The organism is Silvania confinis (assembly GCF_025564085.1).
GTDB classification, from domain to species: Bacteria; Pseudomonadota; Gammaproteobacteria; order Enterobacterales; family Enterobacteriaceae; genus Enterobacter; species Enterobacter confinis.
Map to the genome: position 1 here is coordinate 26443 of NZ_JAMGZJ010000071.1, position 22131 is coordinate 48573.

At 57.4% G+C, this 22131-nt stretch carries 22 protein-coding genes; 5 read left to right on the top strand and 17 right to left on the bottom strand.

Annotated elements, in window-relative coordinates:
* Positions 1 to 12 precede the first annotated feature (12 nt).
* On the top strand, positions 13 to 1242 hold the full coding sequence (locus M8013_RS06950; protein WP_271267234.1) for an MFS transporter: 1230 nt from the start codon (positions 13 to 15) through the stop codon (positions 1240 to 1242).
* Between the two features lie 2 nt (positions 1243 to 1244).
* Here M8013_RS06950 and M8013_RS06955 read toward each other — a convergent pair whose 3' ends face one another.
* Positions 1245 to 1589 carry a nitrous oxide-stimulated promoter family protein gene (locus tag M8013_RS06955; protein WP_271267069.1) on the bottom strand — a complete coding sequence of 115 codons (345 nt, stop codon included), beginning with the start codon at positions 1587 to 1589 and terminating at the stop codon, positions 1245 to 1247.
* A 188-nt stretch (positions 1590 to 1777) separates the two neighbouring features.
* Here M8013_RS06955 and M8013_RS06960 point away from each other — a divergent pair, with 188 nt between their 5' ends.
* The 3 genes from M8013_RS06960 to M8013_RS06970 all read left to right on the top strand — a co-directional run bounded on the left by M8013_RS06960 (position 1778) and on the right by M8013_RS06970 (position 5087).
* On the top strand, positions 1778 to 2008 hold the full coding sequence (locus M8013_RS06960) for a SymE family type I addiction module toxin (protein ID WP_271267070.1): 231 nt from the start codon (positions 1778 to 1780) through the stop codon (positions 2006 to 2008).
* A 113-nt stretch (positions 2009 to 2121) separates the two neighbouring features.
* Entirely contained in the window at positions 2122 to 4683 is a 2562-nt protein-coding gene (gene mutS, locus M8013_RS06965) for a DNA mismatch repair protein MutS (RefSeq protein ID WP_271267071.1), read from the top strand.
* 23 nt (positions 4684 to 4706) lie between these two features.
* Positions 4707 to 5087, top strand: coding sequence for a DUF4440 domain-containing protein (locus M8013_RS06970; RefSeq protein ID WP_271267072.1), 381 nt, complete (start codon positions 4707 to 4709; stop codon positions 5085 to 5087).
* A 52-nt stretch (positions 5088 to 5139) separates the two neighbouring features.
* Here the strand turns inward: M8013_RS06970 and rpoS are convergent, their stop codons facing one another.
* The 13 genes from rpoS to cysG all read right to left on the bottom strand — a co-directional run bounded on the left by rpoS (position 5140) and on the right by cysG (position 16232).
* Positions 5140 to 6132, bottom strand: a complete 993-nt coding sequence (gene rpoS / locus M8013_RS06975) for an RNA polymerase sigma factor RpoS (RefSeq protein WP_271267073.1) — start codon at positions 6130 to 6132, stop codon at positions 5140 to 5142.
* 60 nt (positions 6133 to 6192) lie between these two features.
* On the bottom strand, positions 6193 to 7266 hold the full coding sequence (nlpD, locus tag M8013_RS06980) for a murein hydrolase activator NlpD (RefSeq protein WP_418939527.1): 1074 nt from the start codon (positions 7264 to 7266) through the stop codon (positions 6193 to 6195).
* A gap of 167 nt (positions 7267 to 7433) precedes the next feature.
* Positions 7434 to 8060 carry a protein-L-isoaspartate(D-aspartate) O-methyltransferase gene (locus M8013_RS06985; RefSeq protein WP_271267075.1) on the bottom strand — a complete coding sequence of 209 codons (627 nt, stop codon included), beginning with the start codon at positions 8058 to 8060 and terminating at the stop codon, positions 7434 to 7436.
* Positions 8054 to 8815, bottom strand: a complete 762-nt coding sequence (gene surE, locus M8013_RS06990) for a 5'/3'-nucleotidase SurE (protein WP_271267076.1) — start codon at positions 8813 to 8815, stop codon at positions 8054 to 8056. The genes M8013_RS06985 and surE overlap by 7 nt, the downstream gene beginning before the upstream one ends.
* Entirely contained in the window at positions 8796 to 9845 is a 1050-nt protein-coding gene (gene truD / locus M8013_RS06995) for a tRNA pseudouridine(13) synthase TruD (protein ID WP_271267077.1), read from the bottom strand. The genes surE and truD overlap by 20 nt, the downstream gene beginning before the upstream one ends.
* On the bottom strand, positions 9842 to 10321 hold the full coding sequence (ispF, locus tag M8013_RS07000; RefSeq protein ID WP_040074259.1) for a 2-C-methyl-D-erythritol 2,4-cyclodiphosphate synthase: 480 nt from the start codon (positions 10319 to 10321) through the stop codon (positions 9842 to 9844). Before ispF ends, truD begins: the two co-directional genes overlap by 4 nt.
* Positions 10321 to 11031: a 2-C-methyl-D-erythritol 4-phosphate cytidylyltransferase gene (gene ispD, locus M8013_RS07005; protein ID WP_271267078.1), complete on the bottom strand. Its 711-nt coding sequence runs from the start codon at positions 11029 to 11031 to the stop codon at positions 10321 to 10323. Before ispD ends, ispF begins: the two co-directional genes overlap by 1 nt.
* Positions 11032 to 11050: 19 nt before the next feature.
* Positions 11051 to 11362 carry a cell division protein FtsB gene (gene ftsB, locus M8013_RS07010; RefSeq protein ID WP_271267079.1) on the bottom strand — a complete coding sequence of 104 codons (312 nt, stop codon included), beginning with the start codon at positions 11360 to 11362 and terminating at the stop codon, positions 11051 to 11053.
* A gap of 166 nt (positions 11363 to 11528) precedes the next feature.
* Positions 11529 to 11852: a DUF3561 family protein gene (locus M8013_RS07015; protein ID WP_271267080.1), complete on the bottom strand. Its 324-nt coding sequence runs from the start codon at positions 11850 to 11852 to the stop codon at positions 11529 to 11531.
* Positions 11853 to 11913: 61 nt separating this feature from the next.
* Positions 11914 to 12519: an adenylyl-sulfate kinase gene (cysC, locus tag M8013_RS07020; RefSeq protein ID WP_271267081.1), complete on the bottom strand. Its 606-nt coding sequence runs from the start codon at positions 12517 to 12519 to the stop codon at positions 11914 to 11916.
* Positions 12519 to 13946, bottom strand: coding sequence for a sulfate adenylyltransferase subunit CysN (gene cysN, locus M8013_RS07025; RefSeq protein ID WP_271267082.1), 1428 nt, complete (start codon positions 13944 to 13946; stop codon positions 12519 to 12521). The genes cysC and cysN overlap by 1 nt, the downstream gene beginning before the upstream one ends.
* A gap of 9 nt (positions 13947 to 13955) precedes the next feature.
* The gene (gene cysD, locus M8013_RS07030) at positions 13956 to 14864 is read right to left on the bottom strand and encodes a sulfate adenylyltransferase subunit CysD (protein WP_271267083.1); all 909 of its coding nucleotides are present in this window, start codon (positions 14862 to 14864) and stop codon (positions 13956 to 13958) included.
* A gap of 9 nt (positions 14865 to 14873) precedes the next feature.
* Positions 14874 to 16232, bottom strand: a complete 1359-nt coding sequence (cysG, locus tag M8013_RS07035) for a siroheme synthase CysG (RefSeq protein WP_271267084.1) — start codon at positions 16230 to 16232, stop codon at positions 14874 to 14876.
* A gap of 240 nt (positions 16233 to 16472) precedes the next feature.
* On the opposite strand from cysG, the gene M8013_RS07040 reads away from it, so the two are divergent.
* The gene (locus M8013_RS07040) at positions 16473 to 17516 is read left to right on the top strand and encodes an aminopeptidase (protein WP_271267085.1); all 1044 of its coding nucleotides are present in this window, start codon (positions 16473 to 16475) and stop codon (positions 17514 to 17516) included.
* A 69-nt stretch (positions 17517 to 17585) separates the two neighbouring features.
* On the opposite strand, the gene cysH is transcribed toward M8013_RS07040, so the two are convergent.
* The 3 genes from cysH to cysJ form a co-directional block, all read right to left on the bottom strand.
* Positions 17586 to 18320, bottom strand: coding sequence for a phosphoadenosine phosphosulfate reductase (cysH, locus tag M8013_RS07045; protein WP_271267086.1), 735 nt, complete (start codon positions 18318 to 18320; stop codon positions 17586 to 17588).
* A 90-nt stretch (positions 18321 to 18410) separates the two neighbouring features.
* Positions 18411 to 20123, bottom strand: a complete 1713-nt coding sequence (gene cysI, locus M8013_RS07050; protein WP_271267087.1) for an assimilatory sulfite reductase (NADPH) hemoprotein subunit — start codon at positions 20121 to 20123, stop codon at positions 18411 to 18413.
* A complete protein-coding gene (gene cysJ / locus M8013_RS07055; protein ID WP_271267088.1) occupies positions 20123 to 21928 on the bottom strand; it encodes an NADPH-dependent assimilatory sulfite reductase flavoprotein subunit in 1806 nt (601 codons plus the stop codon). The genes cysI and cysJ overlap by 1 nt, the downstream gene beginning before the upstream one ends.
* Positions 21929 to 22131: the final 203 nt, after the last annotated feature.

Here is a 22131-nt window from a genome sequence, read left to right on the forward strand (position 1 = left end):
AGGTAAGTTGTGATCGCACTCCGCCCTGCAACCCAGCTCTGGCCGCCCGTATTACTGGGCAGCCAGTTTGTGTTCAACATCGGTTTTTATGCCGTTGTCCCCTTTCTGGCGATATTTTTACGCGACGATATGCTGCTCTCCGGCGGGCTTATCGGGCTGGTTCTCGGGCTGCGTACCTTCTCCCAGCAGGGGATGTTTATTGTCGGTGGCGCCCTCTCCGACCGTTACGGTGCCAGAACGATCATCCTGTGCGGCTGCATCGTACGCGTGGTGGGCTATCTGCTGCTGGCCTACGGACATTCACTGCCGCTGATTATTGCCGGGGCCTGCCTCACCGGGATTGGCGGGGCGCTTTTTTCCCCTTCCATCGAAGCCTTACTGGCGAAAGCCGGCACTCGCAGCGAAGCGCAGGGCAAACGCAGTCGTGCGGAGTGGTTCGCCCTGTTTGCTGTCTGCGGTGAGCTGGGAGCGGTACTTGGCCCGGTGGCGGGCGCGCTGTTGACAGGGTTGGGTTTTCGCCAGGTAGCGCTGGCGGGTGCGGCGGTGTTTGTAGTGGCCTTAATTGTGCTGTTCTTTTGCCTGCCCCCCGCCGCTAGCAAAAATCAGCCGCTGCAAATTACCCCGTGGTGGACCACCTTTCGTCAGCCGCGCTTTGTGGCGTTTATCATCGCCTGGAGCAGCTGGTTATTAAGCTATAACCAGCTCTATCTGGCGCTGCCGGTAGAGATCCAGCGGGCCGGCGGCAGCGAAAAAGATCTCGGTCCGCTGTTTATGCTGGCCTCGGTGCTGGTGATTCTCTTCCAGCTGCCGCTGGCCCGCGTTGCCCGCCGGGTGGGGGTGGTGCGGATCCTGCCTGTGGGGTTCATGCTGATCTCAGCGGCGTTTCTGAGCGTGGCGCTGTTCGCCGCCTCAGAGCCGGCACAGGGCTGGCTGCGTCTGCTGCCTGCCGCCTGTTTCGTCACCCTGCTGACCTGCGGGCAGATGCTGCTGGTGCCGTCCGCGAAAGACGTGGTGCCATGGTTTGCCAGCGAATCAACGCTGGGGGCGCATTATGGTGCGCTCGCCACCGCAGGCGGCTGCGCGGTGCTGGCGGGGAATTTACTGCTCGGCGACCTGCTCGACAAGGCGCTGACGCCCTCTGCCGAAGCGGCCTTCCCGTGGCTGCTGCTGGCGGTGTTCCCGCTGTGCAGCGCTATCGCCATGATCTTTATCTGCCGACCGATGCGTAGACCGCAGGCCTGACATTACTTTTTAGGGCGATATTTTTCCGGTAGTTCGGGCACCGGGCGGCGATCGTCAATCAGATGGCGGATCGTTAAAATCGGGTGTCGCCAGAGCATACGCGGCCCTGCCCAGCGCATCACCTGCTTCATCTCTTCACGTTTGGCAGGCTGATAACAGTGGACCGGACACTGCTTGCAGGCCGGTTTTTCTTCGCCAAACACGCATTTATCCAGTCGTTTGTCGGCGTAATCGTTCAGCGCCGGATAGTGCCCGGCCTCTTTCGAGGCCTGCGGGCACTGCTGTTCATACAGCGCGATCATCTTGCGGATGGTCTCTTTTTCACGCGTGATTCGTTTTCCAGACATAGCAGCGTTCCGACCGATAAGTTGTATTTATGATACCCCTTTCAGGTTGCGTTTTCAGCCCGATTTCATCTTTTGCATGTCGTTTTCTGAAGGCGCTCCGCAGTTATAAATTTGTCCTCGCTGCTTTTTACTGGCATTTTATACAGGTGTTTATGTCATCCGGTGTAACCGAAGAAAAAGGAGTTTCTATGTCAGAGATGTGTATTGCCCTGCCGAGCCGCCGTTTAACGGTTGGCTATTTCAGAAAGCGTCATGAAGATCGCAAAACCAAGATCCCGCGACGCTACAGCGTGCATGCGTCGCTGAGCCTGAAAGGCGACTGGCTGGAAGAGGCCGGGTTTAAAACCCACGCTCAGGTGCGGGTGCTGGTCGAGCAAGGCAAATTAGTGATTGAACTGGTTGCGGAAGAGGCCTCGTAAAGTCGCGACATTTTGCTGCGCGGTGCCATTTTTTCATGCGACAATAGCGCCAACTTATGGCCCTAATGTCGCCTGAACCGCACTAATTTCAAAGAAATGGACATCATCACTCCATGACCACTACAGACAATCTCGACGCCCACACCCCAATGATGCAGCAGTACCTGAAGCTCAAAGCACAGCATCCGGAAATTCTGCTGTTTTATCGCATGGGTGACTTTTACGAGCTGTTTTATGACGATGCGAAACGCGCCTCGCAGCTGCTCGACATCTCGTTGACCAAACGCGGTGCGTCCGCCGGGGAACCGATCCCGATGGCGGGCATTCCGCATCACGCGGTAGAAAACTACCTCGCGAAGCTGGTTAACCAGGGCGAATCGGTCGCGATTTGCGAACAGGTTGGCGACCCAGCAACGTCAAAAGGCCCGGTCGATCGCAAAGTTGTCCGCATCGTGACGCCAGGCACCATCAGCGATGAAGCCCTGCTGCAGGAGCGTCAGGACAACCTGCTGGCGGCCATCTGGCAGGACAGCAAAGGTTTCGGCTATGCCACGCTGGATATCAGCTCCGGGCGTTTTCGCCTGAGCGAACCGGCCGACCTCGAGACCATGGCGGCCGAGCTGCAGCGCACCAATCCGGCAGAGCTGCTGTATGCCGAAGATTTTGCCCAGATGTCGCTGCTGGAAGGCCGTCGCGGCCTGCGCCGTCGTCCGCTGTGGGAATTTGAAATCGACACCGCGCGCCAGCAGCTCAACATGCAGTTTGGCACCCGCGATCTGGTCGGCTTTGGCGTCGAAAACGCCCCGCGCGGCCTGTGCGCCGCAGGCTGTTTGTTGCAGTACGTCAAAGACACCCAGCGCACCTCCCTGCCGCATATTCGCGCCATCACCCTCGATCGTCAGCAGGACAGCATCATTATGGATGCCGCCACGCGCCGCAATCTGGAGATCACCCAGAACCTGGCGGGCGGTGTGGAAAACACCCTGGCATCGGTGCTCGACAGCACCGTGACGCCGATGGGCAGCCGCATGCTCAAACGCTGGCTGCACATGCCGGTGCGTGATACCGACACGCTCACTGGCCGCCAGCAAACCATCGGCGCGCTGCAGGACCGATACAGCGATTTGCAGCCGGTACTGCGTCAGGTGGGCGACCTGGAGCGTATTCTGGCCCGACTGGCACTGCGCACGGCTCGTCCACGTGACTTAGCCCGCATGCGCCATGCGTTCCAGCAACTGCCGGAACTGCGCAGCCAGCTGGCAGAAATTGACAGCGCACCGGTGCAGAAGCTGCGTGAAACCATGGGTGAATTCAGCGAGCTGCGCGAACTGCTCGAGCAGGCGATCATCGACGCGCCGCCGGTACTGGTGCGCGACGGCGGCGTCATCGCCCCGGGTTACAACGACGAGCTGGACGAATGGCGCGCGCTGGCCGATGGCGCGACGGATTATCTGGATAAGCTGGAGATCCGCGAGCGCGAACGCCTCGGGCTGGATACGCTGAAAGTGGGCTATAACGCCGTGCATGGCTACTTCATTCAGATCAGCCGTGGGCAGAGTCACCTGGCACCTATTCACTATGTGCGCCGCCAGACGCTGAAAAACGCCGAGCGCTACATCATTCCTGAGCTGAAAGAGTACGAGGACAAAGTACTCACCTCGAAGGGCAAAGCGCTGGCGCTGGAAAAACAGCTGTACGACGCCCTGTTCGACAGCCTGATGCCGCATCTGGCGGATCTGCAGCAGAGCGCAGCCGCGCTGGCAGAGCTGGACGTACTGGTGAACCTGGCAGAACGTGCCGAAACCCTGAACTACAGCTGCCCAACCTTTAGCGATAAGCCCGGCGTGCGCATAACCGAAGGCCGCCACCCGGTGGTCGAGCAGGTGTTGAACGAACCCTTTATCGCCAACCCGCTGAACCTGTCCCCGCAGCGTCGGATGCTGATCATTACCGGTCCAAACATGGGCGGTAAAAGTACCTACATGCGCCAGACGGCGCTGATCGCGCTGCTGGCCTATATCGGCAGCTACGTCCCGGCGCAAAAAGTGGAGATCGGCCCCATCGATCGCATTTTCACCCGCGTGGGCGCAGCGGACGATCTGGCGAGCGGGCGTTCAACCTTTATGGTGGAGATGACCGAAACTGCCAATATTCTGCATAACGCCACCGAAAACAGCCTGGTGCTGATGGACGAAATCGGTCGCGGCACCTCGACCTACGACGGCCTGTCGCTGGCGTGGGCCTGTGCCGAAAGCCTGGCGAATAAAATCAAAGCCATGACCCTGTTTGCCACCCACTACTTCGAGCTGACGCAGTTGCCGGAGAAAATGGAAGGCGTGGCAAACGTGCATCTGGATGCGCTCGAGCATGGGGACACCATCGCCTTTATGCACACCGTGCAGGACGGCGCCGCCAGCAAAAGCTACGGGTTGGCCGTTGCCGCACTGGCGGGTGTACCGAAAGAGGTGATTAAGCGCGCGCGCCAGAAGCTGCGCGAGCTGGAAAGCCTGTCGCCAAACGCGGCGGCAACCCAGGTTGATGGCACCCAGATGTCGCTGCTGTCGCCAGCTGAAGAGACCTCACCGGCACTGGAAGCGCTGGAAAACCTTGACCCGGACTCCCTGAGCCCGCGCCAGGCGCTGGAGTGGATCTACCGGTTAAAAAGCCTGGCATAAGTCCTAATGATTACGGAGAAAGTATGAACGCCTATACAGCAGAAATTATTGATGCCCACATCGCGCTGGAACAGTGGTTAGGCCAGGGTGAAGGCGATCTTACGGCGCTACTCGCGCGTTTTCGCCCGGACTTTATGATGATTGCCCCGACAGGCGCGCATTTTGATCACGCAGGGCTGGCGCAATTTCTGCAGAACCAGCGTGGTAGCCGACCGGGGTTGAAGATTATGCTCGATGAGTTAACGCTGTTGCAAAGCTGGGAGAACGGCGCACTACTTCACTATCGTGAGACGCAAACCCGTCCTGAACAGCCGGTGAACGTGCGCTGGTCGACAGCCGTTCTGACGCAAGAGGGCGATAACATCACCTGGCGTCTGCTGCACGAAACATCCGCCCAGCCGTGATCCAAAAGAAAAAGGCCCGTCTCTCGACGGGCCTTTTTTGATGAAGAGTGGCTTACTCGCGGAACAGCGCTTCGATGTTCAGCCCTTGCCCCTGCAGGATTTCACGCAGGCGACGCAGACCTTCTACCTGAATCTGACGAACACGTTCACGGGTCAGGCCGATTTCACGACCGACGTCTTCCAGTGTCGCAGCTTCATACCCCAGCAGACCGAAACGACGCGCCAGCACTTCACGCTGTTTGGCGTTCAGTTCGAACAGCCATTTGACGATGCTCTGTTTCATATCATCGTCTTGCGTGGTGTCTTCCGGACCGTTGTCTTTTTCATCGGCCAGGATATCCAGCAGCGCTTTCTCGGAATCGCCACCCAGCGGGGTGTCGACGGAGGTAATACGCTCGTTGAGACGCAGCATACGGCTGACATCATCGACGGGTTTATCCAGTTGCTCGGCAATCTCTTCCGCACTTGGCTCATGGTCCAGTTTATGGGACAACTCGCGTGCGGTACGCAGATAGACGTTCAGCTCTTTCACAATGTGAATCGGCAGACGGATCGTACGGGTTTGATTCATGATCGCCCGTTCAATAGTCTGTCGGATCCACCACGTTGCGTAAGTCGAGAAACGGAACCCACGTTCAGGGTCAAATTTCTCCACGGCGCGGATCAGCCCCAGGTTACCTTCTTCAATCAGATCCAGCAGAGCCAGACCACGATTGCTGTAACGACGGGCAATCTTCACCACCAGACGCAAGTTACTTTCGATCATGCGACGGCGTGAGGCAACATCTCCACGCAGCGCACGGCGCGCGAAATACACTTCTTCTTCTGCTGTTAACAGTGGGGAGTATCCGATCTCCCCAAGGTAAAGCTGAGTTGCGTCGAGCACGCGCTGAGTGGCACCCTGCGATAACAGCTCTTCTTCAGCTAAATCGTTATCACTGGGTTCCTCTTCTACTAAGGCTTTTTCGTCAAAAGCCTCTGTTCCGTTCTCGTCAAACTCCGCATCTTCATTTAAATCATGAACTTTCAGCGTATTCTGAGTCATAAAGGTGGCTCCTACCCGTGATCCCTGGGCGTAACACACCAAATGGTATGTCCCGCCAATTTATCGCTGCGGTAAATACTGCAGCGGGTTTACGGATTTCCCCTTGTAACGAATTTCAAAATGCAAGCGTGTAGAACTGGTTCCGGTGCTACCCATGGTCGCTATTTTTTGCCCCGCCTTAACTTCTTGTTGTTCCCGGACCAGCATCGTATCGTTATGGGCGTAGGCACTCAGGTAATCATCGTTATGTTTTATGATAATAAGATTACCGTAACCGCGCAGAGCGTTCCCGGCGTATACCACACGACCATCTGCGGTCGCGATAATAGCCTGTCCCTTACTTCCTGCGATATCGACCCCTTTATTTCCCCCCTCGGAGGAAGAAAAGTTCTCGATAACTTTGCCTTCAGCCGGCCAGCGCCATGAAGAGATTGGCGAACTGGACGTCATACTACTGGCAGCGGGCACGGTAGAGCTAACCACAGGTGCCGTAACGGGTGCTGTGACAACGGTCGCAGTCCCTTTATTATTCGGCAACATCTTGTTAGCACTCTGTTCACCTGAGTCCTCAGAATACGTAATTGTCGGTTGCGACGCAACCACTGTGCTTGATTTTTGCGCAGGAATCACACTGTTATTTTGCGCAGAGACATCGGCAACCGAAACGGTGTTGCCTGGCGTTAATGGTGTCCCTGTCGCGTTGCCCACCTGCAGCGCCTGGCCCACTTCCAGGCCATACGGGGCCTGCACGTTATTTCGTTGCGCAAGGTCACGGAAATCGTTTCCGGTGATCCAGGCAATATAGAAGAGGGTATCGCCGCGCTGAACGGTATAGGTACTGCCGCCGGTATAGCTCCCTTTCGGAATGTTCCCATACTTACGGTTATACACAATGCGGCCATTTTCGGTTTGCACAGGCGTATTCACTGCCTGGATCTGCGTTGGCTGGGTAACTGGGCGCTGCACAGGCTGAATTTGCGGAGTTTGCTGCGCAGGCATGGTGCCCATTTTAGGCGGTGGGGTGATCAGCATACCGCCCGACGAACTGCCCGAGCTGCTGTTGCCGCCAACCGAGCTCACTGGCGCAGGGGCGTTATTGGATGTTGTACAGCCTGCCAGCCAGAGTGAAACCAGTGATAATGCCGCAACACGGCTGATGGTGAATTTTGGGCTTCCCGCGCTCATTTATCCCCCAGGAATGTGTTAAATACCAGTGACTTAATAATAACCGTGGTGTCACGATGCTTTTGCGCCACACCATACGCTGAATTTGCCTGAATAATCCTGGAAAATTCTGAGTCTCAGGCAAGCTCGCCTTTTACCAGCGGCACAAAGCGCACAGCTTCCACGGTATCGATGATGAATTCGTTGCCCCGTCGACGGACACGCTTTAACAGTTGGTGTTCGTCGCCCACCGGTAGCACGAGGATCCCACCGTCATCCAGCTGCGCCATCAGTGCAGAGGGGATTTCCGGCGGGGCTGCCGTCACGATAATGGCATCAAACGGGCCGCGGGCCTTCCAGCCCTGCCAGCCATCGCCGTGACGGGTGGAAACATTATGTAAATCAAGCTGTTTTAGACGACGACGCGCCTGCCACTGCAACCCTTTGATGCGCTCTACCGAGCAGACGTGGTGCACCAGATGCGCCAGAATCGCGGTCTGATACCCCGAACCGGTGCCAATCTCCAGCACCCGTGAGTCCGGCGTCAGTTCCAGCAGCTCGGTCATGCGTGCCACCATATAAGGCTGCGAAATCGTCTGTCCCTGCCCTATCGGCAAGGCGACGTTTTCCCACGCTTTGTGTTCAAACGCCTCATCAACGAACTTCTCACGCGGCACCAGCGAGATGGCGGTAAGCACATGCTCGTCAGCCACTCCCTGAGCGCGTAATTGATCCAGAAGTGTTTGTACACGCTTACTTACCATTGCGAACTCACCCCGGCGCGATCCAGCCAGCCTGACACCACATCATGCGCGTTATACGCGGTCAGATCCACGTGCAGCGGCGTGACGGAAACGTACCCTTCATCTACCGCCGCGAAGTCGGTATCCGGGCCGGCGTCGTGCTTTTCACCCGGCGGGCCAATCCAGTACAGGGTATTGCCGCGCGGATCCTGCTGCGGAATGACTTTATCCGCCGGATGACGGCTCCCGCAGCGGGTGACGCGAATGCCTTTAATCTGATCCAACGGCAGGTCGGGTACGTTGATATTGAGGATCCGTCCGGTGCGCAGCGGCTCGCGATTGAGCGCCCGCAGAATGGAGCAGGTAATGGCCGCAGCGGTGTCGTAATGCTGATGGCCGTTAAGAGAGACCGCCAGCGCCGGGAAGCCAAGATGGCGACCTTCCATGGCGGCGGCGACGGTGCCGGAGTAAATCACGTCATCGCCCAGATTGGGTCCGGCATTTATCCCGGAGACAACCACGTCCGGGCGCGGACGCATCAGGGCGTTAACGCCCAGAAAGACGCAGTCGGTCGGCGTGCCCATTTGAACGGCGATATCGCCATTGTCATAGGTAAAGGTGCGAAGCGACGACTCGAGCGTGAGCGAGTTAGAGGCACCACTGCGATTACGATCGGGGGCCACGACCTGAACCTCGGCAAATTCACGCAGCGCCCTGGCCAGCGTCTGAATGCCTGGCGCATGGATGCCGTCATCGTTACTCAGCAATATTCGCATAGTCACCCGAAGTGTTGATAAGTTCCCTGACAACGCTGGTGGCAAAGCTGCCTGCCGGCAACCAGAAGCGCAGCTCGACGGTTGCGTCATCCCACCAGTTCCAGTTCAGCTGTTGCGGATAGAGCAGCATCGCCCGGCGTGCCGCCTCGACTTTTTCCCGCATCAGCAGAGACAATAATTCTGTTTCACCGGCAACGGCGGCCTGCTCGAAAAGGAGCGCCTCCCCTTGCGGGCCCCACTCGCCGGTCCCCGCCAGCGCGGCGGTGATCAGCAGCGTTTTGGCGTCGACGCGCGCCTGCAAATCGGGCATTTCTTCGTCAGTGGCGACAAACCAGCTGCCGCGCCCCGCTAATTGTAGCGCATCGCCGACAACAACTTGATTCGCGTCCGGTTTTTTCAACCTTTCGCTCACAATTTGATTAAACAACGCACTGCGGGCTGCCGACAACCAAAAACTGCGTTTATTTCGATCCCGTACCGGGGCATCGCTTTGTGCCCAGCGCAGCGCCCCCTGCAGGTTACTGCCGCCAATGCCAAAGCGCTGCGCGCCGAAGTAGTTCGGCACACCCTGCTCGCGGATCGCCACCAGCCGCTGCTCCACATTGTCGCGATGGCTGACGTCGCGCAACACCAGCGTAAAAGCATTGCCTTTTAGCGCGCCGAGGCGCAGCTTGCGCTTGTGGCGGGCGTATTCGAGCACCTTGCAGCCTTCCGGCTGGAATTTGCTTAAATCGGGCATCGCATTGCCCGGCACCCGTGCGCAGAGCCACTGTTCGGTGACGGCGTGTTTGTCTTTCTGCCCGGCGAAGCTCACTTCCCGGGCGGAGATTTTCAGGAATTTTGCCAGTGCCTCGGCCACGAAGCGGGTGTTGCAGTCTGTTTTCAGGATCCGCACCAGAATGTGCTCCCCTTCACCGTCCGGCTCAAAACCCAAATCTTCAACAACCACGAAATCTTCCGGGTTGGCTTTCAGCAGGCCGGTTCCCTGCGGCTGACCGTGCAGCCAGGTCAGGTTGGTGATGTCGATCATTTCGCGGCCTTCACCAGCAGCGCCACCGCTTCACAGGCAATGCCTTCGCCACGGCCCGTAAAGCCGAGCTTTTCGGTGGTAGTGGCTTTAACGTTGACATCGTCCATGTGACAGCCGAGATCTTCGGCAATAAACACCCGCATCTGCGGAATGTGCGGCAGCATTTTGGGTGCCTGCGCAATGATCGTCACGTCGACATTACCAAGGGTAAAACCTTTCGCCTGAATACGACGCCAGGCTTCGCGCAGCAGCTCGCGGCTGTCCGCCCCCTTAAACGCCGGATCGGTGTCCGGGAAAAGCTTACCGATATCGCCCAGCGCCGCCGCACCGAGCAGCGCATCGGTCAGGGCATGCAGTGCAACATCGCCATCAGAATGCGCAAGCAGCCCTTTTTCATAAGGGATGCGCACGCCGCCAATGATAATTGGGCCCTCGCCGCCAAAGGCGTGTACGTCAAAACCATGTCCAATTCGCATTATGCCTTCTCCTGATGGGTCGAACGGGTAAGATAAAATTCTGCCAGCTGTAAATCTTCGGGGCGCGTCACTTTTATGTTATCTGCGCGCCCTTCAATCAGTTGCGGGTGAAAACCGCAATACTCCAGCGCTGAGGCTTCATCGGTGATGGTCGCGCCTTCATTCAGCGCGCGGGTCAAGCAGTCGTGAAGCAGTTCACGTGGGAAAAATTGCGGCGTCAGCGCGTGCCAGAGGTCAACGCGATCCACCGTATGGGCGATCGCCTGCAGGCCTGGCTCGGCGCGCTTCATGGTATCGCGTACCGGCGATGCCAGAATGCCGCCGATGCGGCTGGTTTCGCTGATGGCCAGTAGCCGTGCCAGATCGTCCTGATGCAGGCACGGCCGCGCGGCGTCATGCACCAGTACCCACTGCGCGTCACCGGCAGCCTGAAGACCCGCCAGCACCGAATCGGCACGCTCTGCGCCGCCGTCGACAACGGTGATTTGCGGGTGACTGGCAAGCGAAAGCGCGGCAAAACGGGCATCGCCCGGGCTGATAGCGATAATGACCCGCGTCACACGCGGGTTCGCCAGCAGCGCCGCCACGGCGTGCTCAAGGATCGTTTTGTCGCCAATAGAAAGGTACTGCTTAGGACATTCTGTCTGCATGCGCCGGCCAAACCCGGCGGCCGGAACAACGGCGCATACGTTCGAAAAAGTGACTGCCATGGCGTAATCCTGGGCCTGATTATCGAGTGTTTTGTACTGAGCCCTGGTTGCGTTTAGACGCATCCGGCACCAGACGATAGAAGGTTTCGCCAGGCTTAGTCATGCTGAGTTCGTTGCGCGCACGCTCTTCAATCGCTTCCTGGCCGCCATTGAGATCGTCAATTTCGGCGAACAGTTGATCGTTTCGCGCTTTAAGTTTGCCGTTTGTTGCCTGCTGCGCCGTCACGTCGTCGTTGACGCGACTGTAGTCGTGAAGACCGTTCTTACCGAACCACAGCGAATACTGAAGCCAGACCAGCAAAGCCAGCAACAGCAGCGTAAGTTTACCCATCCTGCCCCCTGAAAAACGGCATCATCATCCCATAACTTTCCCCACGACTCTACATCGGGGCTACAGAGATGCCGCACCATTGCGGGCAAATGTACCACATTTTTTTCGCAGATTCGCGCAGCCAACATTGTCTCATAGTTGGTTACGGTTTGAATTATGGCTGAACTTATCCCATGAGCCACAAAAATAACAGCCCGAACATCACGGCCACCGCGACGACGGTCGTGAGCGCGCTATAGAGCAGCTTGCCATTGTGCAGAGAGTGCAGCGCAATCCCCACCACGACGGCGACAGGCATCAGCGCCAGGAAGAAAGGCCAGGTGTAGAGGAGGAAGAATAAGGTATTGCTGCCATACAGCAGGAAGGGGATGCCCAGCGCCATCAGCCATGACGCAAAGCCGACGATAGCCCCGGGAAAAGACCAGGTCGTCTCGTCGTTCGCTGCTACCGATTCCGACCTGGTGATAATGTAGTTTTCGCTGTTCCGCATAGCTGATCCCGTGACCATGGCGCACCGATGATGGATAACCAGCTTCCTCATCGGTACCGTCTCAGGATCTGATAATATCGTCCTGCCGGAGCAGGTCTAATAATTCACCCACCAAATTTGTTACCAATTGTTCACCCTTAAGGTGAATGTCTGGTAATTCGGGGGCTTCGTATATGGCATCAATGCCGGTGAAGTTTTTCAGCTCGCCCGCGCGCGCTTTCTTATACAACCCTTTCGGATCGCGCTGCTCGCAAAGTTCCAGCGGGGTATCAACGAAGACCTCAATAAAGCGATCGTTGCCGACCCGCTCGCGCACTCGCTGCCGCTCGGCCCGGTGCGGGGAGATAAACGCCGTTAAGACCACCAGCCCCGCGTCAGCCATCAGGCTGGCGACTTCGCCGACCCGACGGATGTTCTCTTTGCGATCGTCGTTGCTAAAACCCAAATCGCTGCACAGCCCGTGGCGTACGTTGTCACCATCCAGCAGATAGGTGCTAACCCCATGCTTATGCAGCGCCTCTTCCAGCGCCCCGGCCACGGTGGATTTACCGGAGCCAGACAGCCCGGTAAACCACAGCACAACCCCACGGTGACCGTGGAGTTGTTCGCGCGCGGCAACGGTCACCGGATGAGGATGCCAGACGACGTTCTCATCATGCAGGGCCATTACTTGCCTCCCAGCAGATCGCGTGCGCCCCAGTGCGGGAAGTGTTTACGCACCAGCGCGTTCAGCTCCAGCTCAAAGGCGCTGAATTCAGACGGCGCGGCCGTTGATTGCTCATGCGGCTCACGGACCATCCCGGCGCCGACGGTGACGTTGGACAGGCGATCGATAATAATCAGCCCGCCGGTCACCGGGTTCTGCTGATACTGATCCAGCACCAGCGGCTCGTCGAAGGTAAAATCGACCAGACCGATGCCGTTCAGCGGCAGCTCAGCGACGCTGTGCTGTGCCAGGGTGTTGATGTCCACCTGATATTGAATCCCGTCCACGCGGGCGCGGGTTTTCTTACCGGCAATTTTGATATCGTAGCTCTGGCCCACGCTCAGCGCCTGCTCCGCCATCCACACCACATCAATCGAGGCGCTTTGTACCGCAGGCAGGGCATCGTGCGCGTCCACCAGCAGATCGCCGCGGCTGATGTCGATTTCATCCTTCAGCACCAGCGTCACCGCCTCACCTGCACCCGCTTCCTGCAGGTCGCCATCAAAGGTGACAATGCGGGCAACGGCGGACTCGACGCCGGAAGGCAGTACCTTCACGCGCTGGCCGACGCTCACGCTGCCACCGGCAACAGTGCCAGAGAAGCCACGGAAATCGAGGTTCGGGCGGTTGACGTACTGCACCGGGAAGCGCAGCGGCTGGGTGTCAGCGCTGTACTGCAGCTCAACGGTTTCCAGTACTTCCAGCAGCGTCGGGCCGCTGTACCACGGCATGGTGGTGCTCTGGGACGCGACGTTGTCCCCTTCCAGCGCCGACAGCGGCACAAAGCGGATATCGAGGTTGCCTGGCAACTGCTCGGCGAAGGTCAGGTAACTCTCGCGGATCTCGTTAAATTTCGCTTCGCTGAAATCAACCAGATCCATTTTGTTCACCGCCACCACCAGGTGTTTGATCCCCAGTAAGGTGGAGATAAAGCTGTGGCGACGGGTTTGATCCAGCACGCCTTTACGGGCGTCGATCAGCAGGATCGCCAGATCGCAGGTAGAGGCACCTGTAGCCATATTGCGGGTGTACTGTTCATGCCCCGGGGTGTCGGCAATAATAAATTTGCGCTTCTCGGTGGAGAAGTAGCGATAAGCCACATCGATGGTGATGCCCTGCTCGCGCTCCGCCTGCAGGCCATCCACCAGCAGCGCCAGATCGAGCTTCTCGCCCTGGGTGCCGTGGCGCTTGCTATCGTTGTGCAGCGATGAGAGCTGATCTTCATAGATCTGACGGGTATCGTGCAGCAAACGGCCAATCAGCGTGCTTTTGCCGTCGTCAACGCTGCCGCAGGTCAGAAACCGCAGCAAACTTTTGTGCTGTTGCGCGTGCAGGTACGCTTCCACGCCGCCTTCATCGGCAATTTGTTGAGCAATAGTGGTATTCATGGCGGCTCCTTAGAAATAACCCTGACGTTTCTTCAGCTCCATTGAGCCTGCCTGGTCGCGGTCAATCACGCGCCCTTGTCGCTCGCTGGTGGTCGAGACCAGCATCTCTTCAATGATTTCCGGCAGCGTCTGCGCGTTCGACTCCACCGCACCGGTCAGCGGCCAGCAGCCGAGGGTACGGAAACGCACCATCTGTTTTTTGATCACTTCGCCCGGCTGCAGATCGATACGATCGTCGTCAATCATCATCAGCATGCCATCGCGTTCCAGCACCGGACGTTCCGCCGCCAGATACAGAGGCACGATGTCGATATTTTCCAGATAGATGTACTGCCAGATATCCAGCTCGGTCCAGTTGGAGAGCGGGAACACGCGGATGCTTTCGCCTTTATTAATCTGGCCGTTGTAGTTGTGCCACAGCTCCGGGCGCTGGTTTTTAGGATCCCAGCGGTGGAAGCGGTCGCGGAAGGAGTAGATACGCTCCTTGGCGCGGGATTTCTCTTCATCACGACGTGCGCCGCCGAATGCCGCATCAAAACCGTATTTGTTCAGCGCCTGCTTCAGCCCTTCGGTTTTCATAATGTCGGTGTGTTTACCGCTGCCGTGCACGAACGGGTTAATGCCCATCGCCACCCCTTCCGGGTTTTTATGCACCAGCAGCTCGCAGCCGTAGGCTTTGGCGGTACGGTCGCGGAACTCATACATCTCGCGGAATTTCCAGCCGGTATCCACATGCAGCAGCGGGAATGGCAGCGTGCCCGGATAAAACGCTTTACGCGCCAGGTGCAGCATCACGCTGGAATCTTTGCCGATGGAATACATCATTACCGGATTAGAAAACTCGGCGGCCACCTCGCGGATAATATGAATACTTTCCGCTTCCAGTTGCCGCAGGTGAGTAAGTCGTTTTTGGTCCATAACCGTTCCTTAAGCCAAATTTATAACAGAAGAACCAAACCCTTCTGCATCTGTTGTGTGTTGAAACCAGGCGAGCGTGTCGTGCAGTTGCACAACTTCTCCCACTACAATCAGAGCGGGCATCGGAGCGTCTTTTGCAAGCTGCGCAAGCTGTTGTAATGTGCCTGTTGCGACGTGTTGATCCACGCGCGTGCCGCGCGAAATCACGGCGACAGGTGTTGTCCCGTCGCGGCCATGTTGAATCAATTGTTGGCTGATTTCTGCCGCCTTCATGGTGCCCATATAGATGGCAAGCGTCTGGCGACCTTGTGCCAGATGCGCCCAGTCGAGCGGCGCGCTGTCGGCTTTGTAATGTCCCGTCACAAAGGTCACGCTCTGGGCGTAATCACGGTGGGTAAGCGGGATCCCGGCATAGGCCGTCACGGCAGAGGCTGCGGTGATACCCGGCACCACCTGGAATGGCACCCCGGCCTCGGCAGCTGCCTGTAACTCTTCGCCGCCGCGACCAAAGATAAACGGATCGCCGCCCTTCAGACGCACCACAGTTTTGCCCGCTTTAGCCGCCGCAATCAACATCTGGTTAGTGTCGTGCTGGGGCACGGCGTGCCCACCCGCGCGTTTGCCAACGCAGATTTGTTCCGCATCCCGACGGATCAGTTCGCGGATGCCGTCGGTCACCAGATGGTCGTAGAACACCACGTCCGCGTCCTGCAGCACCTGCAGGCCGCGAAGGGTGAGTAATCCGGCGTCACCAGGGCCGGCGCCGACCAGAATGATTTCACCGCTGCTGCTGCCGGGGTTATCCAGCTCATCTTCCAGCAGCTGCTGAGCTGCGGTTTCGTTACCTGCATGCATCAGGCTGGCAAAGCGGCCACGAAACACCCGCTCCCAGAAGCGACGGCGCTCCGTCACGCTGGTCAGGCGGGTTTTCAGATGGTTACGCCAGAAGCTGGCTTTTTCTGCCATCCGCCCAAGGCTGGTCGGCAGTAAGGCCTCAATTTTCTCGCGCAATACGCGCGCCAGCACCGGTGCGGTACCGCCGGAGGAGATCGCCACCAGCAGCGGCGACCGGTCGACAATCGACGGGAAGATAAAAGAGCACAGCGGCTGATCGTCCACCACGTTCACCAGACGGTGGCGAGCATGGGCGGCAGCAGAAATACGCTGGTTGAGCATCTGATCTTCAGTGGCGGCAATCACCAGCACCACATCATCGATGAGTGATTCATTAAAGTCCGACTCGGCCACCACCTGCACGCGCGCGCCTGCACGCTGTAAAAAAGCGATTTTGCGCAAAGCGATGTCGCCGCTGCCGACAACCAGCACCGGACGGTCTTTTATAGCAGCAAATAAAGGAAGGTAATCCACAATGCTACAACTCACTAACAACCAGGAATAGTGGGACTATAGGGGGCGCTTACTGGCGAATGAAATTACGAATTGGAATGAGTAGTTACTCAATGGAATAACGCCGTGGAAAAGCTCATATCAAAAAGTGCTTAAGCTGCGCTATGACAGGCATTTAAGAGCAATTCAAATTGTGTAAGCGCCGTCACGGTTTCATACTGGTCGCGTTAAAATTTTGTTCTAATTTTTTAAGGATGCATTATGTTTTCCGCAATGCGCCACCGATACGCGGCCCTGGCGTTCGGCGTTTGCTTTATCCTGCCTGCTCAGGCAAAAATCCCCGCCATGGGTGAAATGGCTGCCTCGCAGGCGCGTCATATTGCGACATTTTTCCCCGGCCGCATGACCGGCACCCCCGCCGAAATGCTCAGTGCTGACTATGTACGCCAGCAGTTCGCCGAAATGGGCTACCAGAGCGACATCCGTACCTTCCAGAGCCGCTACATCTATACCTCGCGTAACCAGAGCAAAAACTGGCACAACGTGACCGGCAGCACCGTGATTGCTGCCCATGAAGGTAAAACCGAACAGCAAATTATTATTCTGGCGCATCTGGATACCTTTGCGCCAATGAGCGACAGCGATACCGACCACAATCTCGGTGGCCTGACCTTACAGGGCATTGATGATAATGCCGCAGGCGTCGGGGTGATGCTGGAACTGGCCGATAGACTGAAAAACATCTCCACCCAGTACAGTATTCGCTTTATTGCCACCAGCGGCGAGGAAGAGGGAAAACTGGGCGCCGAGAATATGCTTAAGCGTATGAGCGCCGCCGAGAAGAAAAACACCCTGCTGGTGATCAACCTCGATAATCTGATTGTCGGCGATAAGCTCTATTTTAACAGCGGTAAAACCACCCCAGCCCCGGTGCGTAAATTAACCCGCGATCGGGCACTCGCCCTCGCCCGCACTCACGGTATCTACGCCTCTACCAACCCAGGTGGCAACGCCGCGTTCCCGAAAGGAACCGGGTGCTGTAATGATGGTGAGGTGTTTGATAAGGCAGGGATCCCGGTACTGTATGTTGAAGCCACCAACTGGTCGCTGGGTAAAAAAGACGGTTATCAGCAGCGGGCGAAATCGAAAGCGTTCCCGGCGGGAACCAGCTGGCACGACGTGCGGCTGGATAATCAGCAGTACATTGACGCCACGCTTCCGCAGCGAATTGAACACCGCAGCCGGGACGTGGTACGCGTGATGCTGCCGCTAGTGAAGGAGCTGTCGAAAGCGGGTAAAGCCTGAGATGATGCCCGGTGGCGGCTACGCCTTACCGGGCCTACGTTGAGCATTATATAGCGGGCGAAAACAGGCTTACCCTTCGTGCAATCCGCACTCGCGCTTCAGGCCAAAGAAGCGCGTCTCTTCTTCTGCCATGCCGGGCTCCCATTTGCGGGTGGTATGGGTATCGCCAACCGACAGATAACCCTGATCCCACAGCGGGTGATACTTCAGGCCATGCTGCTGCAGGTACTGGTAAACGGTACGGTTATCCCAGTCGATAATCGGCAGCACTTTAAACACGCCGCGCTGGAGACTCAGCACCGGCAGGCTCGCCCGGCTGCCGGACTGATCGCGACGCAAACCCGCAAACCAGGTTTGGGCGTTGAGTTCAGACAGGGCACGGTTCATCGGCTCGACTTTGTTGATGGTGTTGTATTGCTCAATGCCCTCAACGCCCTGCTCCCACAGCTTGCCGTAGCGCGCTTCCTGCCAGACGGCGCTTTGCTCTGCGCGGTACACCTTCAGGTTGAGCTTGAGCTTGTCCGTCAGCTCATCGATAAACTGGTACGTTTCCGGGAACAGATAGCCGGTATCGGTGAGGATCACCGGGATATCCGGGCGGATCTGATTGACCAAATGCAGGCTGACAGCGGCCTGAATACCAAAGCTCGAGGAGAGCACGTATTCACCGGGCAGATTCTCCAGCGCCCAGGCAACGCGACCTTCGGCGTCGAGCTTTTCCAGTTGACCGTTCGTTTCCGCCAGCGCCAGGATGCGTTCGACTTTTGGCAGGTCGTTCAAAACATTCAGATCGAATCTGGACATATACCCCTCACTTCTGCCGGGCGGCACTGCGTTTGCCCGGTCTACGGTTTTGTAAGCCCGGATCGCTGCGCGCAACCGGGCATTGCCACCTTACTCCCAGAAATCCCGAGCGGGATCGCGCACCGGGCGAATAATGCCCGCACGCACCGTAAAGTCGCCGAAGCCTTCACCCGCTTCGCGCTCTTTCGCCCAGCGCCCGACCAACTCGTCAATTGACTCCAGAATTTCCGGTTCGGTAATGTTTTCGCGATACATCCGCGGAATACGCGTTCCACTACGGTTCCCGCCCAGATGCACGTTGTAGCGGCCCGGAGCTTTACCCACCAGACCCAGCTCTGCCAGCAGTGCGCGGCCGCAGCCGTTCGGGCAACCGGTCACGCGCATCACGATATGCTCATCAGGCATGCCGTGTTTTTCCAGTACCGCTTCCACTTTGTCGGTGAACGACGGCAGGAAGCGCTCGGCTTCGGCCATCGCCAGCGGACAGGTCGGGAACGACACGCAGGCCATCGAGTTTTCTCGCTGCGGTTTCACCGCGTCCATCAGCGTATGTTCCCGCGCCAGCTTCTCGATCTTCGCCTTCTGGCTCTCCGGCACACCGGCGATGATCAGATTCTGGTTAGCGGTAATGCGGAACTCGCCTTTATGGATCTTCGCGATCTCCAGCAGACCGGTTTTCAGCGGTCGGCCTGGATAATCCAGAATACGGCCATTCTCGATAAACAGCGTCAGATGCCATTTATTGTCGATGCCCTTCACCCAGCCAATGCGATCGCCGCGACCGGTGAATTCGTAGGGACGGATCGGTTCAAACGTAATGCCTGCCCGACGCTCCACTTCTTCCTTGAAGGTGTCGACGCCGACGCGCTCAAGGGTGTATTTAGTCTTAGCGTTTTTACGATCGGTACGGTTACCCCAGTCGCGCTGCGTGGTGACCACAGCTTCGGCCACCGCAAGCGTATGTTCCAGCGGCAGATAGCCAAACTCGCTCGCGGTGCGGGCGTAGGTTTTCTTGTTACCGTGCTCAATGGATAAGCCGCCACCCACCAGCAGGTTAAAGCCCACCAGCTTGCCGTTCTCGGCAACTGCGACAAAGTTCATGTCGTTAGCGTGCAGATCGATATCGTTCTGCGGCGGGATCACTACCGTGGTTTTAAACTTACGCGGCAGATAGGTCTGGCCGAGGATCGGTTCAACGTCGGTAGTGGCCACTTTTTCCTGATCGAGCCAGATCTCAGCATAGGCACGGGTCTGCGGCAGCAGATGCTCGGAGATCTTCTTCGCCCATTCGTAAGCTTCGGCGTGCAGCTCGGACTCGTACGGGTTGGAGGTGCACAACACGTTACGGTTCATGTCGTTGGCGGTCGCCAGCGCGTCCAGCCCAACCGAGTGCAGCATCTGGTGTACCGGCTTCACGTTCTTCTTCAGAATGCCGTGGAACTGGAAGGTCTGACGGTTAGTCAGACGAATGCTGCCGTAAATCGTGTTGTCGTGAGCGAATTTATCGATCGCCTGCCACTGTTTGGTGGTGATTACCCCACCCGGCAGACGGCAGCGCAGCAGCATCGCATGACGCGGCTCCAGCTTTTGTTCGGCACGCTCGGCGCGGATATCGCGGTCGTCCTGCTGGTACATACCGTGGAAACGGATCAGCAGGAAGTTATCGCCTTTAAAACCGCCGGTCAGACCGTCGTTTAAATCTTCAGCAATGGTGCCGCGCAGGTAGTTACTGTCAACCTTCATGCGCTCGGCATCAGTCAGTTTGCCTTCGACCACCAGAGGGCCAGGATGTTTTTCGCTCATTAGTAGACATCTCGCTGATAACGGCGCTCTACGCGCAGCTCACTTAAAAATTCATCCGCCGATTCGATATCCATACCACCGAACTCGGCAATCACTTCCAGTAAAGCCTGCTCAACGTCTTTCGCCATGCGATTGGCGTCGCCGCAGACATAAATGTGGGCGCCTTCATTAATCCAGCTCCACAGCTCTGCGCCCTGTTCGCGCAGTTTGTCTTGTACGTATATTTTTTGTTTTTGGTCACGGGACCAGGCTAAATCAATGCGGCTCAGTACGCCCTCTTTAACGTAGCGCTGCCACTCCACCTGATAGAGGAAGTCCTCGGTGAAGTGCGGGTTACCGAAGAACAACCAGTTTTTACCGCCAGCATCATCGGCAGCGCGCTGCTGCATAAAGGCGCGGAACGGCGCAATGCCGGTCCCCGGACCGATCATAATCACCGGCGTTTCCGGGTTGGCAGGCAGACGGAAATTGTCGTTATGCTCGATAAAGACCCGAACGTCACCCTCTTCTTCAACGCGATCGGCGAGGAAGCTCGAGGCACCACCCGCACGGGCGCGGCCTTCAATGTCGTAACGCACCACGCCCAGGGTGACATGCACTTCGCTCTCGACTTCCGCTTGCGCAGAGGCGATGGAATAGAGGCGCGGCGTCAGCGGACGTAGCAGACCGATTAACGCCTCCGCACCCAGTTGCGCGGGGGCAAAACGCACCATATCCACAATTGGCGTCGTGGTGGCATAGTGCTGCAGTTTCGCTTTATCACCCACCAGCGGCAGCAGTGCCTCGCTGCGGGTCAGGGTGGCGTAATTTTCCACGATATTGGCAGTGTTGACGGTCAATTCGAGATGCCACTGCAGCGCTTCAGAGAGCGGCAGGGTTTTGCCTTCAAGCGATACGGATTCATCGCCCTTCAGCCACAGCAGCTCTACCAGCTCTTTCACCAGCGCTGGATCGTTCTGATACCAGACGCCAAGCGCATCGCCCGGCTGGTAGCGCAGACCGGAGTCGCCCAAATCGATTTCGATATGGCGGACATCTTTTTCAGAATCGCGACCGGTGATTTTCTGGTTAACCGAAAGACTCGCCGTCAGCGGCGCTTCTTTGGTATACGGGCTGGAGTGGATTTCGTTGACTGCGCCAGCAGCGGTCACGGCCGCCTGAGCCGGTGTATCCTGCGGAACACGGGCTTTCAGCACATCAACAATACGCGTACGCCATTCGGCAGCCGCGGCCTGATATTCGACGTCGGTATCGACGCGATCCAGCAGGCGCTCACCACCCAGTTCCGCCAGCTTGCTGTCGAAATCTTTCCCGGACTGGCAAAAGAATTCGTAGGAGGAGTCGCCGAGGCCGAAGACCGCAAACGCGGTACCCGCCAGTTTCGGTGCTTTTTTCGAGAACAAGAACTTGTGCAGCGCAACGGCTTCTTCAGGCGGCTCACCTTCGCCCTGCGTTGACGTGACGACTACAACCAGTTTTTCTGACGCGATTTGCTTAAATTTATAATCCCCGGCGTTCACCAGGTTCACGTTCAGTTTGGCTGCGAGCAGGTCGTCGCGCAGTGCTTCGGCGACGCGGCGGGCGTTGCCAGTTTGTGAGGCAGAGATAAGCGTAATTGCCGGGATCTCAACGGCCGCAGCGGGTGCAGTTACCGCACTGCCAGGCTGCTGATTGAGCATTCCCCAGAAATAACCGGACACCCAGGCGAGCTGGGTAGGCGAAAAATCAGTGGTGGCCGCCTGCAGGCGTGCCAGTTGCTCCGGGTTCAGGGGAAGCAAATTTGAAGGTGGGGCCTGTGTTGTCATGCGTCGTTATGTTCCAGTAGCAAAGCTGAATTTTTATCTTAAAGACAGAACAGAGTGTAAGGTTAACGGCGCGGATCATAACAATTAAAGAAGGGATGGAAATAATAAATAACCAAAAGAACTAACCTCTTTTAGCTATTGTTCTTAACAATAAAAACGATTAATTAAGCCCATGAAAACAAACCATAAAATAGGTGATCATC

What these genes read in the sequence shown, in the direction of transcription:
- M8013_RS06955 (WP_271267069.1), bottom strand. Translation starts at nt 1,589, where the DNA reads ATGTCTGGAAAACGAATCACGCGTGAAAAAGAGACCATCCGCAAGATG.
- M8013_RS06960 (WP_271267070.1), top strand. Translation starts at nt 1,778, where the DNA reads ATGTCAGAGATGTGTATTGCCCTGCCGAGCCGCCGTTTAACGGTTGGC.
- mutS (WP_271267071.1), top strand. Translation starts at nt 2,122, where the DNA reads ATGACCACTACAGACAATCTCGACGCCCACACCCCAATGATGCAGCAG.
- M8013_RS06970 (WP_271267072.1), top strand. Translation starts at nt 4,707, where the DNA reads ATGAACGCCTATACAGCAGAAATTATTGATGCCCACATCGCGCTGGAA.
- rpoS (WP_271267073.1), bottom strand. Translation starts at nt 6,132, where the DNA reads ATGACTCAGAATACGCTGAAAGTTCATGATTTAAATGAAGATGCGGAG.
- M8013_RS06985 (WP_271267075.1), bottom strand. Translation starts at nt 8,060, where the DNA reads ATGGTAAGTAAGCGTGTACAAACACTTCTGGATCAATTACGCGCTCAG.
- surE (WP_271267076.1), bottom strand. Translation starts at nt 8,815, where the DNA reads ATGCGAATATTGCTGAGTAACGATGACGGCATCCATGCGCCAGGCATT.
- truD (WP_271267077.1), bottom strand. Translation starts at nt 9,845, where the DNA reads ATGATCGACATCACCAACCTGACCTGGCTGCACGGTCAGCCGCAGGGA.
- ispF (WP_040074259.1), bottom strand. Translation starts at nt 10,321, where the DNA reads ATGCGAATTGGACATGGTTTTGACGTACACGCCTTTGGCGGCGAGGGC.
- ispD (WP_271267078.1), bottom strand. Translation starts at nt 11,031, where the DNA reads ATGGCAGTCACTTTTTCGAACGTATGCGCCGTTGTTCCGGCCGCCGGG.
- ftsB (WP_271267079.1), bottom strand. Translation starts at nt 11,362, where the DNA reads ATGGGTAAACTTACGCTGCTGTTGCTGGCTTTGCTGGTCTGGCTTCAG.
- M8013_RS07015 (WP_271267080.1), bottom strand. Translation starts at nt 11,852, where the DNA reads ATGCGGAACAGCGAAAACTACATTATCACCAGGTCGGAATCGGTAGCA.
- cysC (WP_271267081.1), bottom strand. Translation starts at nt 12,519, where the DNA reads ATGGCCCTGCATGATGAGAACGTCGTCTGGCATCCTCATCCGGTGACC.
- cysN (WP_271267082.1), bottom strand. Translation starts at nt 13,946, where the DNA reads ATGAATACCACTATTGCTCAACAAATTGCCGATGAAGGCGGCGTGGAA.
- cysD (WP_271267083.1), bottom strand. Translation starts at nt 14,864, where the DNA reads ATGGACCAAAAACGACTTACTCACCTGCGGCAACTGGAAGCGGAAAGT.
- M8013_RS07040 (WP_271267085.1), top strand. Translation starts at nt 16,473, where the DNA reads ATGTTTTCCGCAATGCGCCACCGATACGCGGCCCTGGCGTTCGGCGTT.
- cysH (WP_271267086.1), bottom strand. Translation starts at nt 18,320, where the DNA reads ATGTCCAGATTCGATCTGAATGTTTTGAACGACCTGCCAAAAGTCGAA.
- cysI (WP_271267087.1), bottom strand. Translation starts at nt 20,123, where the DNA reads ATGAGCGAAAAACATCCTGGCCCTCTGGTGGTCGAAGGCAAACTGACT.
- cysJ (WP_271267088.1), bottom strand. Translation starts at nt 21,928, where the DNA reads ATGACAACACAGGCCCCACCTTCAAATTTGCTTCCCCTGAACCCGGAG.